Below are 17,885 nucleotides of genomic sequence, written 5' to 3'. Positions count from 1 at the left end.
CCCCCGGACGGAGGGCCCCCGGAGCCGCCCCCGGCTCCCCGCACCAGGAGGGCCGCCGTGCCGTTGTCCGACGACCAGCCGCACACCCGTACGCGGCTACCGGTCGCCGAACAGCCCACGCCCCAGCCGAGCCTGCGCCAGTCACGGCCCCTGCGCACCCTCCTGACCATCCTCGTGGTCGTCACCCTGCTCGTCGTGGCCATCGCCATCGCCAACCGCGGCAAACCCGACCCCGGCAGCGGCACCTCCGCCGACCACGCCACCCCCGGCGCACCCACCGGCGCAGGCCCCGCCCCCAGCGGCGACCAACCCGTCACCACCACCGCCAACGGCATCCCCACCGGCTACCCGCACACCGACCAGGGCGCCCAGTCCGCCGCGGCCAACTACGCGGTCGCGATCGGCTCCGCCGACATGTTCCGCACCGACAGCCGACACACCATCGTCGCCACCATCGCCGACCCCGGCGCGGCCCCGGGACTCCAGACCCGACTCGACCAGGGCTTCTCGCCCGAGACCGCAGCCAGGTTCGGAGTCGACGCGCAGGGACGGCCGCCCAAGGGGCTGACGTTCGTCAGCCGGACGATTCCGGTCGGGACCAAGAGCAACGGTTACAACGAGGACGGCGTCAAGGTCGAGGTCTGGTGCACCGGGCTGTTCGGGCTCGCTGGTGAGAGCTCGGTCAAACCGGTGTCCCAGGAGTGGTTCACGCTGACCCTCAGCCTGCGGTGGACAGGTACGGACTGGAAGCTCACCGACTTCAGCCGGGTGTCTGGGCCGGCCCCCGTTCCGCCGGACCAGCAGGCCGCGACCGCCGAGGAGATCACTGGTGCCGTCCAGCAGTTCGGAGGCTTCCGCTATGCCCGCTGACGGTAGCTCGGGCCTTGTTCGGCGTTCTGTCGGCCGCGTCATGGGACTGGCGCTGTTCGGCGCCGTTTCGGTCGTGGCGACGGCACATCGTGCGCTGGCGGAGCCCTCACCAACGCCTACTACCGGTGCGACCAACACGAGCTGTCCCGGTGTGCCGCTTCCTGGTAACGACGTCTACTGCGCACCGCCGGGTAGTGGTTCGCTCCCCGGGAGCGGCACCGTCGGGACGGTGACCGATCCGCTCGGGTCGTTGGCCAAGAGTTGTGCGCAGGCTGCGGCGTGGGTGGTGCGGAACCTGTCGGGGGCGATCGACGGGACGACGCAGGTGGACTTCACCAATGCGTCGTTCCTGCAGCAGTACGCCGTGGTGTTCGCGGTGTCGACGGTGATCACGCTGGTGCTGTGGTTGCTGGCGGTGACGAAGCGGGCGGTGCGGGGGGCGCCGTTGACGACGGCGTTCTCGGAGGCGATCGGCTTCCTGTGGCTGACGGTGGTGGCGTCCGCGTTCACGCCGCTGATCCTGTACACCGTGGTGAGCGTGACGGACGGGCTGACCAAGGCGGTCGCGGTCGGGACGAAGACGGACACCGGGTCGTACCTCGGCGGGTTCGCCGACACCTTGGAGAAGGGGAACGTCGGCGGCGGCCCGCTGATCCTGGTCCTGGTGTCGCTGGTCGCGGTGCTGGCGGCGGCGGTGCTGTGGATCGAGCTGTTGATCCGGGCGGCGATGCTGTACGTGGGCGCGCTGCTGGGCACGGCGGTGTACGCGGGCCTGGTGGACAAGCAGTTGTGGAAGCACGTGCGCCGGTGGGCGGGGGTGATGCTGGCGGTGGACCTGGCGAAGCCGATCATCGTGATCATCCTGGGCCTGGCGGGTGCGGTGGCGACCGGGGCGGGGGCGAGCGACGACTTCGCCCGTGTCCTGTCGGGGCTGGCGATCCTGTTCCTGTCGATCTTCGCGAGTGCCGCGATCTACCGCTTCGTGCCGGGCTTCGGCGACGAGATCCTGAACATGCGCCAGGCCCGGGCCAGCGCGGTGCAGGCGGGTTCGGCGATGATCAACGGCACCGCGAACCTGATGAAGCAGGGCATCAGCACGCACGGCGACCGCGGGTCGGCCGGTGCGGGCGGTGGCGGCGGGGGCGCGGGCGGCGGTTCGGTCGCGCCGGGCATCGCCGCGCACGCCGGCCGGACGCCGGCTCCGCCGCCGCAGGCCGGGCCGCCGCAGGCCACTCCGGTTCCGATCCGCGACAGCAATCCAGCGAAGGGGGGGTGACGGGTAAGTGAGCAGCGAACCGCTCGGCCAGTACGGCGCCCAGTACGCCCAGCCGTACGTGCACCAGCGCCGCACCTACCTGATCGGCAAGGCCCGCCCGAACGCGCCGATCGGCCGGAACCGGGAGTCCGGCGAGATCCTGCTGATCATCTTCGGGGCGTTCCTCGGCATGCTCTGGGGCCTGCTGATGCCGATCCTGCCGCTGCGGATCGGCGGTCTGCTCGGGCTGCCGCTGCTCGCCATCGCGGCGGTGTACGTGCCGTACCGCAAGCGGACGTTCTACAAGTGGGTGGAGATCAACCGGACCTACCGCCGGACGGTCCGCAGCGGGCGGGCGGTGTGGCGGTCGGACGTGATGGACGCCGGCACCCGGCTGGACGGGCGGGAGGTGGAGGTCGGGCCGCCGCCGGGGGTGGGGCGGCTGCGCTGGCTGACGGCGCCGTTCGGGCCGGACGAGGTCGGGGTGCTGATGCACCTGGAGCGGCGGACGGTGACGGCCGCGATCGAGATCGAGGGCCCGGGCGTCGGGCTGCGCGACTCGGAGGACCAGGAGGCGCTGGTCGACCGCTTCGGGACGCTGTTGAAGCACGTCGCGAACGGGGACGGCTTCGTGACCCGGCTGCAGATCCTGGCCCGCACCCTGCCGGCCGACCCGGACGCGCACGCCAAGGACGTGGAGCGCCGGGGCAACCACGATGCGCCGCGCTGGTTGCAGGACTCGTACGACCAGTTGCAGTCGATGGTGTCGACGTCCTCGGAGCAGCACCGGGCGTACCTGGTGGCCTGCATGCACTACACCCGTGACCTGGCCGCCGAGGCTCACGCGATGGGCCGCAGTGCCGACGGGAAGCGTGCCGGCGACCGGGGGGCGCGGGACGACGAGGGGCTGGCGGCCGTGATGGCGCGCGAGCTGACCGACATCTGTGCCCGGCTGGCGGAGGCGGACATCCGGGTGCGCCAGCCGCTGGGCCAGGCCCGGCTCTCCTCGCTGCTGCACTCGATGTACGACCCGGACCACCCGATCGACCACATCCAGGCGATGTCCCGGCGCAACGCGTGGCCGGCCGAGCTGGACGCGACCCACCCGCAGTACCTGCGGGCGAAGACGCGCGAGTCGGCTACCCGGGAGCCGTGGTGCCACGCCACCGCGTGGATCAAGGAGTGGCCGCTCACCCCGGTGGGCGTCAACTTCCTGGCGCCGCTGCTGGTGCACACCCCGGACGTGATCCGGACGGTCGCGGTGACGATGGACCTGGAGCCCACCGACGTCGCGATCGAGCGGATGCTGACGGAGAAGACCAACGACGAGGCCGAGGCGAGCCGCGCGGCCAAGATGAACCGCACGGTCGACCCGCGCGACCTGGCCCACACCGGCCGGGTGGACCAGCGCGGTGACGACCTGGCCTCCGGCGCGGCGGGAGTGAACCTGGTCGGGTACATCACGGTCTCCGCGCGCAATCCCGACGCACTGGCCCGGGACAAGCGGACCATCCGGGCCTCGGCCGGCAAGAGCTACCTCAAGCTGGAGTGGTGCGACCGCGAGCACCACCGGGCCTTCGTCAACACCCTTCCGTTCGCCACCGGCATCCGCCGCTGAGCGGGTCCGTCCCCGGACCACCCGCTCGTTCCCCGGACCACCCGATCGTCCCGCCAGACCACCCGCTGACCCGTCAGGAGGCCGCCCATGGCGCTCGGCAACCTCACCGAGGCCTTCACCAGCCTGATGTTCGGCAAGGTGGAGACCACCCGCCTGCCGGTGCGCACCTCCACCGGCCAGGCGCAGGCGGTCTACCTGCCGACCGCGGCGCCGGGGCTGGGCGACTCGGGCGTGATCATCGGCCGCGAGGTGTACAGCGGCAAGGGGTACGTCTACGACCCCTTCCAGCTGTACGGGCAGCAGCTGCCGGCCCCGCACTGGCTGGTGCTCGGTGAGTCCGGCAACGGCAAGTCGGCGCTGGAGAAGACGTACGTGCTGCGGCAGTTGAGGTTCCGGGACCGTCAGGTCGTGGTGCTCGACGCGCAGGGCGAGGACGGCGTCGGGGAGTGGAACCTGATCGCCAACGCGCTGGGCATAAAGTCGATCCGGCTGGATCCGATGGCGGCCCGGGACGGCGGGGTGAAGCTCAACCCGCTGGACCCGGCGATCACCCAGACCGGCCAGCTGTCGCTGCTGCGCACCATCGTCGAGGTGGCGATGGGGCGCGGGCTGGAGGAGCGGGCGGGCTTCGCGCTGAAGGCGGCGCACGCCCACGTGGTGGCGACGGTGAAGGACCGCCAGCCGGTGCTGGACGACATCATCGACACGCTGCGCAGCCCCGAGCTGTCCTCGGTGGAGTCCCTGGGCGTCGCGGTGGACGAGGTGCAGTCCTGGGGTCTGGACGTGGCCCTGGTGTTGGACCGGCTGGTCGACGGTGACCTGCGGGGCATGTTCGACGGGTCGACGACCGACGGCATCGACCTGGACGCACCGCTGATCGTCTTCGACCTCTCGCACATCGACCGCAACTCGATCGCGATGCCGATCCTGATGGCGATCGTCGGGGTGTGGCTGGAGCACACCTGGATCCGGCCGGACCGGAAGAAGCGCATCTTCCTGGTCGAGGAGGCCTGGCACATCATCAACAGCCCGTTCGTCGCGCAGTTGTTCCAGCGGTTGCTGAAGTTCGGCCGCCGACTGGGCCTGTCCTTCGTCGCGGTGGTGCACCACCTGTCGGACGTGGTGGACGGTGCGGCGGCCAAGGAGGCGTCGGCGATCCTGAAGATGGCCTCCACCCGGACGATCTACATGCAGAAGGCGGAGGAGGCGCGGGCCACCGGCCGGGTGCTGGGCCTGCCGCGCTGGGCGGTGGAGATCATTCCCACGCTGTCGCCGGGCATCGCGGTGTGGGACGTCAACGGCAACGTGCAGGTGGTCAAGCACATCATCACCGAGGCCGAGCGGCCGCTGGTGTACACCGACCGTGCGATGACCGAGGACGCGGTGGCCGAACGGGTGCGGGCGGAGAGGCAGTTGGCCGCCGAGCCGGGGGTCTGAGGGCCGGTCCGCGCAGCTTGCGGACCCCGCGGGCGGCGATGGTTCGTCAGGCGGTAATCCTCTCGTTACGTTGGACGTCCTGACAGCTACGCGCGTTGACCCTAGGCTGCACAGGCGCAACACATGCCCGAACGCCGATGCTGTCCGCAGCCGGTGCCCTCCGAGGTGCAGGGGACCCCTCATGCTCACCGTCAGATCACGACGGACGGCGCTCGCCGTCGTCGCCGCCGCAGGTCTGCTCGGCACGGTGGCCGTGCCGACGGCCGCCCAGGCCGCCGACGCCAACGCCAAGCGTCACAAGACCGTCAACCTCCAGCTGCTGGCGATCAACGACTTCCACGGCAACCTGGAGCCCCCGGCCGGCTCGTCCGGCACGATCAAGGAGATCGACCCGGCCACCGGCAAGGAGGTGGCCACCCCGGCCGGCGGCATCGAGTACCTGGCCACCGAGCTGCGCAAGGCCCGGATCCCGGCCGACGACTCGATCACCGTCGCGGCCGGCGACATCATCGGCGCCAGCCCGCTGACCTCGGCGCTGTTCCACGATGAGCCGACCATCGAGGCGATGGACAAGCTCGGCCTGGACGTCACCTCCGTGGGCAACCACGAGTTCGACGAGGGCGCGCAGGAGCTGCTGCGGATGCAGGAGGGCGGCTGCCACCCGACGGACGGCTGCTACGAGCCGGGCCGGACCTTCAAGGGCGCCAACTTCAACTACCTGTCGGCGAACGTCACCGACGAGAAGTCCGGCAAGCCGCTGCTGCCGCCGTACTGGGTGACCAAGTCCCAGGGCGTGAAGATCGGCTTCATCGGCGTCACCCTGGAGGGCACGCCGAACATCGTGACCGCCGAGGGCGTCAAGGGCCTGAAGTTCGCCAACGAGGTCACCACGATCAACAAGTACGCGGCCGAGCTCAAGGCCAAGGGTGTCAACTCGATCGTCGCGCTGGTCCACGAGGGCGGGTACCCGGCCAGCAGCGTCTACAACTACGACTGCGGTGCGGCCGGCCAGGGCATCTCCGGCCCGATCGTCGACATCGCGAAGAAGATCGACCCGGCGGTCGGCGCCATCGTCACCGGTCACACCCACAACGCGTACGCGTGCAGCATCCCCGACCCCAACGGCGTGCCCCGCTCGGTGACCAGCGCCGCCTCCTTCGGCCGGCTCTTCACCGAGATCGACATGAAGCTGGACAAGACCACCGGCGAGATCGTCCGACCCTCGGTCAAGGCCGAGAACCACGTGGTGCGGCGCACGGTCGAGAAGGCGCCCGACATGACGGCGCTGGTCGACCACTACTCCAAGCTGGCCGCCCCGATCGCCAACGGCGCGATCGGCTACATCGGTTCGGACATCAACGGCCGCGGCAGCAGCGACCTCGAGAAGCCGCTCGGCGACGTGATCGCCGACGCACAGCTGGCGGGGCTCTCCCCGGCCGACAAGGGCGGGGCGCAGGTCGCCTTCATGAACCCGGGCGGCATCCGCTCCGACCTGGTCTACAAGGCCTCGGGCGGCGAGGGCGACGGCGTGGTGACCTACGGCGAGGCGTTCACCGTCCAGCCGTTCACCAACATGATGCAGGTCAAGACGCTGACCGGCGCCCAGCTGGTCCAACTGCTCCAGCAGCAGGTCAGCGGATCCAACGACGCCGCGCCGAAGATCCTCCAGGCGTCGGCGAACCTGCACTACACCCTCGACATGCGCAAGACCGGCGCGGACCGGGTGCTGGTCGACTCGATCCGGCTGAACGGTGCGCCGGTCGACCCGGCCGCCACCTACCGCGTCGCGGCCAACGAGTTCCTGGCCGGCGGCGGCGACGGCTTCCCGGCCTTCGCGGCGGGCACCGACAAGCTCGTCGGCGCCTCCGACCTGGACGTCTTCACCGCCTACCTGGGTGCCCACAGCTCGGCGAGCGCGCCGCTGCAGGCCCCGGCGCAGGACCGCATCAAGGTCATCGGCCCGGGCAGCGACATCGACTGACCGTGAGCCGGTCGGGGCCGTGAGGCCCCGGGGACGGGCGGGGCGCTGTCGGGGCGCCCCGCCCGTCCGCTTTTCCGCCCCGCCGCTCCCGCACGCCGGCCGGGGCCGCTGGTCGGGGCCGCCGGCCGGGGGCCGCTACTCGGGGGCGGGGCCGCCGGGCAGCCGGACCGCGGCCAGCGCGCCGGGACCGCCGTCCGCGGCCGGGCCGAGCGTGACCTCGCCGCCGGCCTCCCGCACGCTCTGCGCGACGATCGAGAGTCCGAGGCCCGAGCCGGGCAGCTGCCGCGAGGACGGCGAGCGCCAGAACCGGTCGAAGACGTACGGGAGTTCCTCGGGCGGGATGCCCGGGCCGTGGTCGCGGACCGTCAGCACGCCCTGCCGGAGCCGGATGTCGATGGTGCCGCCGGGCGGGCTGTACTTGACCGCGTTGTCCAGCAGGTTGATCACCGCCCGCTCCAGCCCGGCCGCGTCGCCGTGCACGTACCACGGCTCGACGGCCGTCTCGAAGACCAGCCCGGGGCCGCGCAGCTTCGCCCGTTCGACGGCCCGCCCGGCGATCTCGTGCAGGGCGACGACGGTGAGGGCCGGGCCGCTCTTCGGGGTGTCGGGGCGGGAGAGCTGGAGCAGGTCGCCGATCAGGACGGTGAGCTCCTGCATCTGCGCCTTCATGTTGCCGAGCAGCTTGGTCTTGGTGGCCGGGGGCAGCGGGCGTCCGGTGTCGTTGCTGCGGATGAGCAGGTCGACGTTGGTGCGCAGGGACGTGAGGGGCGTCCGGAGCTCGTGGCCGGCGTCGGCGATCAGCCGGGTCTGCCGCTCGCGGGAGTTGGCGAGGGCGGTGCTCATGGAGTTGAAGGAGGTGGAGAGGCGGGCGATCTCGTCGTGACCGTGGACGGGGATCGTGGTGCCGACCTCCTCCGTCCGGGCGATGTGCTCGACGGCGTCGGTGAGTCGGTCGACCGGCTTGAGGGCGGAACGGGCGACCAGGCGGCCGGCGGCGGCGGCGAGCAGGATGCCGCCGACGGAGACGGAGCCGAGGAGGATGGCGAGGCCCTGGAGGGAGTCCTCGACGGGCTGGGTCGGCGCGGCGACCATGACCAGGACCGGCGGGTAGCCGATGGTCGCGTTCGGGTACCAGGCCAGGCGGACCATGGCGGGCGAGCCGTCCGTGTACTGCCCCTCGCGGACGACGGACTGGCCCTTCTTGAGGCCGAGGACCTTGGCGTCGCTCTGCTGGATGACGATCGCCCGCTTCGAGCCGAGCGGCAGGCAGACGTGGGACAGGTCGGAGGAGACGTTCTGGGTGTCCCGCAGCGGCGGGTTGCCCAGGTCCGCCGGGGGGCGGCTGCTCCGGGGGGTGGCCAGCGAGATGGCGAGCGCCTCCTGCGGGGTGTCGCCGCAGGGCGGGTTCCCGCCTCGCAGCGGCTCCGGCTCGGCGCTGAGCAGGTCGGTCCGGACCTGGTTGTAGAGCTGCTTCTCCACGATGAACCAGCACGCCAGTGCCGACAGCGCGATGGCCACCGCCACCGCCGCCGCGCTCAGGAAGGTGAGGCGGCTGCGCAGGGAGCGGGAGCGGAGCCAGTGCACGAGGCGGTGCCGCCGGCCGGGTGTGCGGGGCGGGGCCAGGGGCGGGGGCGGAACGGTCGTCACGCGCCGGCGCCGGCTGCCGGGCGCAGGGCGTAGCCGACGCCGCGCACGGTCTGGATCAGTCGGGGCATGCCGCCCTGCTCGGTCTTGCGGCGCAGGTACATCACGTACACGTCCAGGGAGTTGGAGGAGGGCTCGAAGTCGAAGCCCCAGACCGCCTTGAGGATCTGTTCGCGGGTGAGGACCTGGCGGGGGTGGGAGAGGAACATCTCCAGCAGCATGAACTCGGTGCGGGTGAGCTCGATCGGCTTGCCGGCCCGGGTGACCTCGCGGGTGGCGGTGTTCATCCGCAGGTCGCCGAAGGCGAGCACCTCGCTCTCGTCCTCGGCGGCGGCGCGGGCGGCGGCTTCGGCGGCGAGGGCGTTGCGGCGCAGCAGGGCGCGGACGCGGGCGAGCAGTTCGTCGAGTTCGAAGGGCTTGGCGAGGTAGTCGTCGGCGCCGACGTCGAGGCCGGTGACGCGGTCGCCGACGGCGTCGCGGGCGGTGAGCATCAGGACCGGGACGGTGTCGCCGCGCGAGCGCATCCGGCGGACGGCGGTGAGGCCGTCCATCCGGGGCATCATGATGTCCAGCAGGACGAGGTCGGGCTTGTCGCGTTCGACGGACTCCAGGGCCTCGTAGCCGTCGGTGGCGGTGGCGACCTCGTAGCCCTCGAAGGCGAGGCTGCTCTCCAGGGCGTCCCGGAGGGCGGGTTCGTCGTCGACCACGAGGAGCCGGGCGGAGGGGTGGCCCGGCTCGGCGGGGGTGCGGTCGTCGGCGGACGGGGTCATGGGCGGCTGCCCTTTCTCGTCGGTGGAGGGCCTGCTGGGAGCAATTGTCCGTCGTGGGGACCGGGGACTACACGTTCTGGCCGGCTTCGAGCTTCGGCAGGACCTGCTTGATGTCGTCGATCGGGATGGCGAAGCCGAGGCCGACGCTGCCGGCCGTGCCGCCGCCGGCGGTGGAGCTGGTGCCGCTCGGGGCGTACATCGCCGAGTTGATGCCGATGACCTGGCCGTTGGCGTTGATCAGCGGCCCGCCGGAGTTGCCGGGGTTGAGGGCGGCGTCCGTCTGGAAGGCCTTGTAGGTCGTGGTGCTGCCGCTGTTCGACTGGGGCGTGTTCCCGCGCAGGCCGGGCAGGCCGGGCAGGCTGGGGAAGCCGAAGCCGCCGTTGCCGCGGGTGGTGCCCTCGTCCAGTTGGACGGTGACGTCGCGGTTCTGTGCGCTGATGATGCCGGAGGTGACGGTGCCGGTGAGGCCGTCGGGGTTGCCGATGGCGACGACCGGATCGCCGACGGCGACGGCGGAGGAGTCGCCGAGGACGGCGGGGGCGAGGTTCTTGGCGCCGGTCGCGGTGATCACGGCGACGTCGAGGGACTTGTCGGTGCCGGTGACGGTGGCCTGCGCGGTGGAGCCGTCCTTGAAGGTGACGGTGATCCGGCCGCCCTGGGCCGCGGTGTCGATCACGTGGTAGTTGGTGAGGATCCGGCCGTCCTTGTCCAGGACGACGCCGGTGCCGGTGGCGGTGCCGTCGGCGTTCTTGACGGTGATCTGGACGACGCTGGGCGATACGGCGGCGGCGATGGCCGGCACGTTGGCGCTGCCGTCGCTGCGGGCGGAGACGGGGCTGGCGACGGTGCCGACCCGGGTGTCGGCGGCCTGCCGGTCCGCGGCGATCACTCCGCCGGTGACCCCGCCGAGGACGGCGGCGACCGCGGCGACGGCGGTCACCAGGGCGAGCCGGCCGCGCAGCAGGCCGCGCCGGGCCCGGCCGCCGTGGCCGCCGTGGCCCTCGGGGGAGCCGGGGCCCTGGAGGGTGGGAGGCTCGGGCGGCATGGGCGGGGGAGGGGGCGGTCCGTCGAAGTTGCCGCCGGAGCGGTCCTCGTGGTGGCCGTGGCCGACCGGGGCGCCGGCGGCGTCGCTGCCGGTGCCGAGCACGGTGCCCTCGATCACCCGGGGCTCGGCCGGGCCGTACCGCCCGTCGGAGTGCTGGTCGCCCGAGTGCTGACCGCCGGAGTACTGACCGCCCGAGTACTGACCGCCCGAGTACTGACCGTCGGAGTACTGCTCGTGGGGGTGCCGCTGCTGTTCGCTCATGCCGACCAAGCTCCGCCTGGTGGATGAGGAGTGGATGAGAACCGGCTCAGAAGGGGGAGAGAAGCCCGTTGGGTTCTCATAAAGCCTGGTCAGGCGGCCTGCGGAGCGGAGTCGGAGATTCCGGATCCGCTCCGGCCGCTCACTCCGCTCCGGTGCGGCCGGGCGCGGCTCCGTCGCAGCCGCAGGAACGGCGGATGACCAGGCGCGACGGGAACTTGCGGACCCGCTCGGTGTCCGAACCGGGCACCATCAGCGAGTCGTCCAGCACCAGGTCCACCGCGGCCCGGGCCATCGCGTCGCGGTCGGAGGCGACGGTGGTCAGCGGCGGGTCGGCGAGCGCGGCCTCCGGCACGTCGTCGAAGCCGGCCACGGCGAGGTCGTGGGGGACGCGCAGGCCGACCTCGCGCGCGGCCCGCAGCACGCCGATGGCCTGGTCGTCGGTGGAGCAGAAGATCGCCCGCGGCCGGTCCGGCGAGCGCAGCACGCCGAGCGCGACCTCGTACGCGCCGTAGCGGTGGAAGGGGGCGTCGATCAGGTGCGGTTCGGTGGGGACGCCGTGCGCGTCCATGGCGCGCTGCCAGCCCTCGACGTGGTCGATGACCGGGTCGCCGGGGGCGGGGGAGTCGACCGGGCCGCCGAAGCAGGCCACGTACGGGTGCCCGTGGAACTCCAGCAGGTGGCGTACGACGGCTTCCGCGCCGCCCACGTCGTCGGTGACCACCGCGACGTCGTCGATCGCCTCGGGACGCCGGTGCAGCAGCACGACCTTGGCGCCCTCCATCGCGGCGAACTCCTCGGCGGCGCGCTGCGAGGGGCCCTGGCTGACCAGGATCAGGCCGGAGACGCGCATCCCGAGGAAGGCGCGGACGTAGTGGACCTCGCGGTCGTCCACGTAGTCGGAGTTGCCGATCAGCACGAGCTTGCCGCGCTCGGAGGCGGCCCGTTCGACGGCGTGCGCCATCTCGGCGAAGAAGGGCTGGCGGGCGTCCGGGACGACCATGCCGATCAGGTTGGTCCGGCGGGAGGCCATCGCCTGGGCGACGCTGTTCGGCCGGTAGCCGAGCTGCTCGATCGCCGCGAGCACCTTCTCCTTGGTCGCGGGCGCGACCGGGCGCGGCCCGTTGTTGATGACGTAGCTGACGACCGCGGTCGAGGTACCAGCCAGCCGGGCTACATCGTCGCGCGTCACTTTGGCCACGGGGGGAGTCTACGCGTGTGGCCTTCGGGGCGGCAGTGGGACCTGGGCCGTCGGCGGGCGAGCGGCGGGCGGCCGACGGGCAGCCGACGGGCGGCTCCGGGAGGAACCGGACAAGCCGGGCGGGGGACGAAGCCCGCCCGGCGTCTCAGGCCTCCAGCGGGCTGGCGGGGCGGTGGGCGTGCTCGGGGCGCTCGCCCTTCTCGGGCTTCTCCGGGACGACGAAGCGGTAGCCGACGTTGCGCACGGTGCCGATCAGCTGCTCGTGTTCGACGCCGAGCTTGGCGCGCAGCCGCCGGACGTGCACGTCCACCGTCCGGGTGCCGCCGAAGTAGTCGTAGCCCCAGACCTCCTGCAGCAGCTGCGCCCGGGTGAAGACCCGGCCGGGGTGCTGGGCGAGGTACTTGAGCAGCTCGAACTCCTTGAAGGTGAGGTCGAGCGCCCGGCCCTTGAGCTTCGCGGAGTAGGTGGCCTCGTCGACCGAGAGGTCGCCGTTGCGGATCTCCATGGGGCTGTCGTCGGTGACGATCTGGAGGCGGCCCAGCGCGAGCCGCAGCCGGGCCTCGACCTCGGCCGGCCCCGCGGTGTCCAGCAGGACGTCGTCGATGCCCCACTCGGCGGTCACGGCGGCCAGGCCGCCCTCGGTGACCACCAGGATCAGCGGACAGCCGATGCCGGTGGAGCGCAGGAGCTGGCAGAGGCTGCGGATCTGCGGCAGGTCGCGCCGGCCGTCGACCAGGATGACGTCCGCGCTCGGGGTGTCCACCAGGGCCGACCCCTCGGCGGGGGCCACCCGGACGTTGTGGAGCAGCAGGCCGAGGGCGGGCAGTACCTCGGCGGAGGGTTGCAGTGCGTTGGTGAGGAGGAGGAGAGAACTCATACCCGGTGGTCCCCTTTCCGGGTCGTCGCGGTCGCGTGACGGCTGCCGCCACAGCCGGATGGCGTACGTGCTGAGGGGGAGGAGAGGACGACGGGCGCATGGGGTGCACCGGGGGAGCGCGCGGCGCGCAGGGCGCGACGGCGGCTCTGCCGGGGGTCCCGCAACCCCTGGCGCACCGTTTCTGCCCTGTTCATCACCGTGAACCCTCCGGTGTCTGGTCCGGTGCCGGGCGGCGGCCCGGCGCCGGTGGCGACGTCCCGGCCGGCCGGGGCACGTCATCGTGCCGCGTCGGACGGGGCGGTTCCTGCGGCGCGCCGGGGGTGGTCCGACGAATCGCACGAACGTCCGTACTGGCGTCCTGAAAGCACAAAAGGACCCGGGGGCGACTCTGCCCGGATCCCTCTTGGTGATCGAGGATAGCCGACCTCCTCCCGCCTCGGGAGTGCCCCGGGGCGGCGCTTCCCCCATTTCGGGCGTGCGCCGGGTGAGCCTGGACACAGCTTCGAGCGCCGTCCGGCACCCGTGGGGCCAGGGCGATTGCCGGTCACGGCGGTGGACCCGCCATCATGGGACGCACATCGGCGGCGTTGCGCGGGTCCACCGTTCGGGTGGCGGGCGGACGCCCCGGTGGCGAGCCGGACCGGGGTACCGGGGCCGGGCGAGGACGACGAAGAGGGGTGGCCCGATGGGCGCGACCACCGAGCCCGCGAGCGGCGCCCGGGTGCGCGGGACGATCCGCTACTGGGCGGCGGCGAAGTCCGAGGCCGGCCTGGCCGAGGAGCCGTACGAGGCGGCGACCCTGGCGGAGGCGCTGGCGGCGGCCAGGCAGCGGCACGCCGACCGGCCGAAGTTCGTCCGGCTGCTCGGGCACTCCTCCTACCTGGTCGACGGCGCCCAGGTGGGCGGCCGCGACCATGCGACGGTCGCCCTGACCGAGGGCGGGACGGTCGAGGTCCTCCCGCCGTTCGCGGGAGGCTGAGCGGCGTGACGGACATGAACAACCCGAACCACGGCGGCTACGGCGAGTGGCCGCAGCAGCAGCCGCACCAGCCGCAGGCACAGCAGCCGCACCAGCAGCAGGCGCAGCAGCAGCACCCCTACGGGCAGCACCCGCAGTACCCGCCGCAGCAGGCCGGCCGCCAGCCCGGGCACCAGCGGCCGTACGACCACCCGGTGGACGACCCGGAGACGACCGCGGTGCTGCCGCCGGTGCCGGCGTTCGACGACCCGGCCGCCACCACCGTGCTGCCGCCGGTGCCCGCGACGGACGACGCCGCGGCCACCACGCTGCTGCCGCCGGTGGTGGTCTCCGGCGCGATGCCGGTCGCGCCCCCCACCGCGCGGCGGGCCGCGCCGCCGCAGCACCCCGGGCAGGCTCCGGGGCGCCACCAGGCTCCGGCTCAGCGCCGGCCGCAGCCGCAGTCTCAGCCCAAGCAGCAGCAGCCGCAGTACCCGAACCAGCCGCAGTACACCAACCAGCCGCAGCAGCAGCCGGCCCAGCAGCACCAGCAGCAGCCGCTGGCCCAGCAGCACCAGCAGCAGGCGCCGGCCCAGCCTCAGCCGCCGCACCAGCACCAGCAGCCGTCCCGAGCCCGGCACGCGGCCCCGGTGCCCGCCCCGGCGCCGCAGCCCGCTGCCGCGCAGCAGACGGCGGAGGCCTTCGACCCGCCGACCATGACGCTCAAGCGCCCGGGCGCCCCCGGCCCGGCGGGTGCGGCAGGTCCGGGGAGTCCGACGGGCGTTCCCGGCACGCCGCCGTTCGCGGCCGCCCCGGCGCAGCCCGTGGCGGCGGCCGGCCCGCGTGGTCGGACCGGTTCGCCGATCGTCGACCCCGGTCTGCAGCCGGCCCTGATCACGGCGGGCACGGCCGCGCTGCTGGCCGCCGGCGCCGCGCTCGGGCAGGTGGGGCTGGCCCTGGTGGTCGCGCTGCTGCAGTTGCTGACCGCGGCCGGCTGGTTCCGGCTGAACGGCATGTGGCCGGCCCGGCAGGGCATCCTGCTCGCCGCGCTGGCCGGGTTCACCGCGGACGCGGCGGTGCTGCTGGCGGACTCCGACGGCGGCGTGGCGGCGGTGGTGGGCAGCTTGGGCGGGTTCTTCCTGCTGGTCCTGGTGCTGCAGACGTTCCGTCCGTCGGACCCGAAGGAGCGGTTCTACGCGCTGACGGTGCTGGGCTCGGCCACCGTGGTGACGGTGCTGTGCACCACGCTGCTGCTGGCCGACTGGGTGCCGGCCGGGGTTGGCGCGGTCGCGCTGGCCACCGTGCTGGCCGCGGCGCCGCTGCCCGGGCCGAAGCAGCTGGGCCCGGTCCTGGGCCTGGTCGCGGCCGTGGCGCTGGGCCTGCTGGTCGGCGCGCCGGTCGTGCTCGGTGCGCTCGCCGGGCTGGGGGCGCTGATCGGCCGCCGGGTGGCGGCGTACGACTTCCCGTCGCGCTTCGTGCACATGACGGCGGGCGTGGCGCTGCCGCTCGCGGTGGCCGCGCCGCTGATCTGGATGGCCACCGACCTGCTGGCCTGACCCCCGTCGGGCCGGCGGCCCTTCCCGACGGCGTCCCGCCCCGGAACCATGCTCCGGGGCGGGACGTCGTACGGTCGTGCGGAGCGGCCGTGTCCGGCGGCCGCCGCAGGACGGCGGACGAGCACGGCGAACGACGACCACAGCGACCGACCACAGCGACCGACTACGGCGACCGGCGACGACGGGGGACACGATGCGCGGATGGCTGAAGGCCACGATCGGCCTGGCGGTGCTCTGCGGCCTCCTGGTGGGCGCCGACCGGATCGCGGTCGGCGTGGCCGAGGACGAGGCCGCGGACCGGATCGTGAAGAGCGGCCGGATGAGCCAGCGGCCGGACGTCTCGATCGAGGGCTTCCCGTTCCTCACCCAGGTGCTGTCGATGAAGCTGGACGACGTCCGGATCTCCGCCGACGGCCTGACCGTCGGCGACGGCACCCACCAGGTGGCGCTGCACTCGTTCAAGGCCAAGCTCGCCGGGGTCAAGGTGAGCGACAGCATGAGCAGCGCCACGGTGGACAGCGGCACCGGCAGCGGGGTGATCTCCTACCCGGACCTCGCCCAGTTGCTGCCGCCGGCCTCCCAGCTGCTGCGCGGGGCGAAGCTGCCGGTGGGCAGCGGCACCCGGCTGAACCTGTCGTACGGCGGGCCGGGCAAGGTCAAGGCCTCGCTGGGGCCGATCGCGGTCGGTGAGGGCAGCGTGCACAACGACGGGAACACCGTCACCGTGGACGGCTTCCGGCTGACCTCCCTGGCCGGGATGCTCGCCGGGGTCACCAACCAGCAGATCGAGCCGATGAGCTTCACCCTCGACGCCCTGCCGGCCGGGCTGAAGCTGGCCCCGAAGGACGGCGACCAGGACGGTGTGACGCCGCTGCCCGAGGGCCTGCAGCTGACCTTCGACGGCAAGGGTGTCAAGCTCCTGGGCTGAGCCGGTGCCGCGGCGGTCCGCCCTGCCGCCCGCTCCCTGCCCGCCGCCTTGCCGCCTTGCCGCGTTGCCGCGTTGCCGCGCTGGCCACCGAATCGTTCCGCTCCGCGAGACGCGCTGTTCCAGCGCCGACCGCGGAGCGGTGCCGTTTTCGCCCGTTGTGCGCCCCAGGTCGGCCCCTGGAGCCCGGCCGGCTCGGGCCCGCCGGGTCGGATCCACGTCGAATCCCGCCATGCGGTCGATTTGATCTCATTATTCGATACGCTGATGACAGCGGGCCGTCGGTGTCCCTAGCATCGTCGGCATGAAGCGACAGACGGACCTCACGAAGCGGCGGGCGGTAGACCTGTGCCGCGTGGCCGCCTGTCTGTGTCGAATGCGCTGACTCGGCGTTCCGGCTGGGTAGTTGACGCCCACCGTCGATCTCTCCGGTGACCGTGCCCGGCCGTGCCCGCGGGTCGGCGCCGATGTACTCCGCAGTTCCCTGCCCGGGCGTGCCGGTGCCCCACCCCGTCCCAGTATTCGGACGGTGGTTCGGACCGTAGCCGCCGGGCGCCCTGCAGCACCTCCTGAGCAGCACCTTCCGCCAACCGCCCACGGATGGAGAACACCACCATGAGCCGCAGCGACGTCCTGGTCGACGCCGACTGGGTCCAGGCCCACCTGGACGACCCGAAGGTCGTCATCGTCGAGGTGGACGAGGACACCTCCGCGTATGAGAAGAACCACATCCGCAACGCCGTCCGGATCGACTGGAAGCAGGACCTGCAGGACCCGGTCCGCCGCGACTTCATCGACCAGGCCGGTTTCGAGGCCCTGCTCAGCGCCAAGGGCATCGCCAACGACGACACCGTCGTCCTGTACGGCGGCAACAACAACTGGTTCGCCTCGTACGCCTACTGGTACTTCAAGCTGTACGGCCACGGTGACGTCCGCCTGCTGGACGGCGGCCGCAAGAAGTGGGAGCTGGACTCCCGCGACCTGGTCACCGAGGTGCCGGCCCGCCCTGCCACCCAGTACAAGGCGCAGGCCGCCGACTCCTCGATCCGGGCCTTCCGCGACGACGTGATCGCCGCGATCGGCAACCTCAACCTGGTCGACGTCCGCTCGCCCGACGAGTTCTCGGGCAAGCTGCTCGCCCCGGCGCACCTCCCGCAGGAGCAGTCGCAGCGTCCCGGCCACGTGCCGAGCGCCCGCAACATCCCGTGGGCCAAGAACGCCAACGACGACGGCACCTTCAAGAGCGACGACGAGCTCAAGGCGCTCTACGAGGCCGAGGGCATCGACCTGGCGAAGGACACCATCGCCTACTGCCGCATCGGCGAGCGCTCCGCGCTCACCTGGTTCGTGCTGCACGAGCTGCTCGGCCAGGAGAACGTCAAGAACTACGACGGTTCGTGGACCGAGTACGGCAGCCTGGTCGGCGTGCCGATCGAGCTCGGCAGCAACTGAGCCCCGGCTCGACCCGTAAGTCAGAAGGGAAGGACAGA

Annotated in this window: 15 protein-coding genes; 10 read left to right on the top strand and 5 right to left on the bottom strand. The window is 72.6% G+C overall.

Features of this window, described 5'->3' with window-relative positions; all coding sequences use genetic code 11:
* The 5 genes from IF30_RS0130750 to IF30_RS0130730 form a co-directional block, all read left to right on the top strand.
* Positions 1-870: hypothetical protein (locus IF30_RS0130750; protein WP_324605671.1), on the top strand; the 870-nt coding region annotated here is incomplete at its 5' end.
* Positions 871-910: 40 nt separating this feature from the next.
* Positions 911-2,146 (top strand): hypothetical protein, encoded by a 1,236-nt coding sequence (locus IF30_RS0130745; RefSeq protein WP_030244552.1) that lies wholly within the window; start codon positions 911-913, stop codon positions 2,144-2,146.
* 7 nt (positions 2,147-2,153) lie between these two features.
* Positions 2,154-3,743 (top strand): SCO6880 family protein, encoded by a 1,590-nt coding sequence (locus IF30_RS0130740; RefSeq protein WP_051711592.1) that lies wholly within the window; start codon positions 2,154-2,156, stop codon positions 3,741-3,743.
* An 87-nt stretch (positions 3,744-3,830) separates the two neighbouring features.
* A complete protein-coding gene (locus tag IF30_RS0130735) occupies positions 3,831-5,180 on the top strand; it encodes an ATP-binding protein (RefSeq protein WP_030244547.1) in 1,350 nt (449 codons plus the stop codon).
* Positions 5,181-5,361: 181 nt separating this feature from the next.
* A complete protein-coding gene (locus IF30_RS0130730; protein WP_030244545.1) occupies positions 5,362-7,161 on the top strand; it encodes a bifunctional metallophosphatase/5'-nucleotidase in 1,800 nt (599 codons plus the stop codon).
* Between the two features lie 135 nt (positions 7,162-7,296).
* On the opposite strand, the gene IF30_RS0130725 is transcribed toward IF30_RS0130730, so the two are convergent.
* The 5 genes from IF30_RS0130725 to IF30_RS0130705 form a co-directional block, all read right to left on the bottom strand.
* On the bottom strand, positions 7,297-8,745 hold the full coding sequence (locus IF30_RS0130725) for a sensor histidine kinase (protein ID WP_030244543.1): 1,449 nt from the start codon (positions 8,743-8,745) through the stop codon (positions 7,297-7,299).
* Between the two features lie 59 nt (positions 8,746-8,804).
* On the bottom strand, positions 8,805-9,575 hold the full coding sequence (locus IF30_RS0130720) for a response regulator transcription factor (RefSeq protein WP_030244541.1): 771 nt from the start codon (positions 9,573-9,575) through the stop codon (positions 8,805-8,807).
* Between the two features lie 67 nt (positions 9,576-9,642).
* Complete coding sequence (locus tag IF30_RS0130715) at positions 9,643-10,881, bottom strand: S1C family serine protease (protein WP_324605670.1); 1,239 nt, start codon at positions 10,879-10,881, stop codon at positions 9,643-9,645.
* A 139-nt stretch (positions 10,882-11,020) separates the two neighbouring features.
* A complete protein-coding gene (locus IF30_RS0130710) occupies positions 11,021-12,079 on the bottom strand; it encodes a LacI family DNA-binding transcriptional regulator (protein ID WP_030244538.1) in 1,059 nt (352 codons plus the stop codon).
* 145 nt (positions 12,080-12,224) lie between these two features.
* Positions 12,225-12,956, bottom strand: a complete 732-nt coding sequence (locus IF30_RS0130705; protein WP_030244535.1) for a response regulator transcription factor — start codon at positions 12,954-12,956, stop codon at positions 12,225-12,227.
* Positions 12,957-13,641: 685 nt separating this feature from the next.
* On the opposite strand from IF30_RS0130705, the gene IF30_RS0130700 reads away from it, so the two are divergent.
* The 5 genes from IF30_RS0130700 to IF30_RS0130685 all read left to right on the top strand — a co-directional run bounded on the left by IF30_RS0130700 (position 13,642) and on the right by IF30_RS0130685 (position 17,847).
* Positions 13,642-13,935 carry a MoaD/ThiS family protein gene (locus IF30_RS0130700; RefSeq protein ID WP_051711590.1) on the top strand — a complete coding sequence of 98 codons (294 nt, stop codon included), beginning with the start codon at positions 13,642-13,644 and terminating at the stop codon, positions 13,933-13,935.
* A gap of 5 nt (positions 13,936-13,940) precedes the next feature.
* Positions 13,941-15,470 carry a hypothetical protein gene (locus IF30_RS0130695; RefSeq protein ID WP_051711588.1) on the top strand — a complete coding sequence of 510 codons (1,530 nt, stop codon included), beginning with the start codon at positions 13,941-13,943 and terminating at the stop codon, positions 15,468-15,470.
* Between the two features lie 193 nt (positions 15,471-15,663).
* Complete coding sequence (locus tag IF30_RS0130690) at positions 15,664-16,398, top strand: DUF2993 domain-containing protein (RefSeq protein ID WP_051711586.1); 735 nt, start codon at positions 15,664-15,666, stop codon at positions 16,396-16,398.
* 301 nt (positions 16,399-16,699) lie between these two features.
* On the top strand, positions 16,700-16,780 hold the full coding sequence (locus IF30_RS50850) for an Ms5788A family Cys-rich leader peptide (protein ID WP_350517234.1): 81 nt from the start codon (positions 16,700-16,702) through the stop codon (positions 16,778-16,780).
* Between the two features lie 230 nt (positions 16,781-17,010).
* Positions 17,011-17,847, top strand: a complete 837-nt coding sequence (locus IF30_RS0130685; protein ID WP_030244527.1) for a sulfurtransferase — start codon at positions 17,011-17,013, stop codon at positions 17,845-17,847.
* Positions 17,848-17,885: the final 38 nt, after the last annotated feature.

It is taken from the genome of Streptomyces sp. NRRL S-350 (assembly GCF_000719705.1).
In the GTDB taxonomy this organism is placed as follows: domain Bacteria; phylum Actinomycetota; class Actinomycetes; order Streptomycetales; family Streptomycetaceae; genus Kitasatospora.
This window is presented reverse-complemented; position numbering and strand designations above follow the sequence as displayed.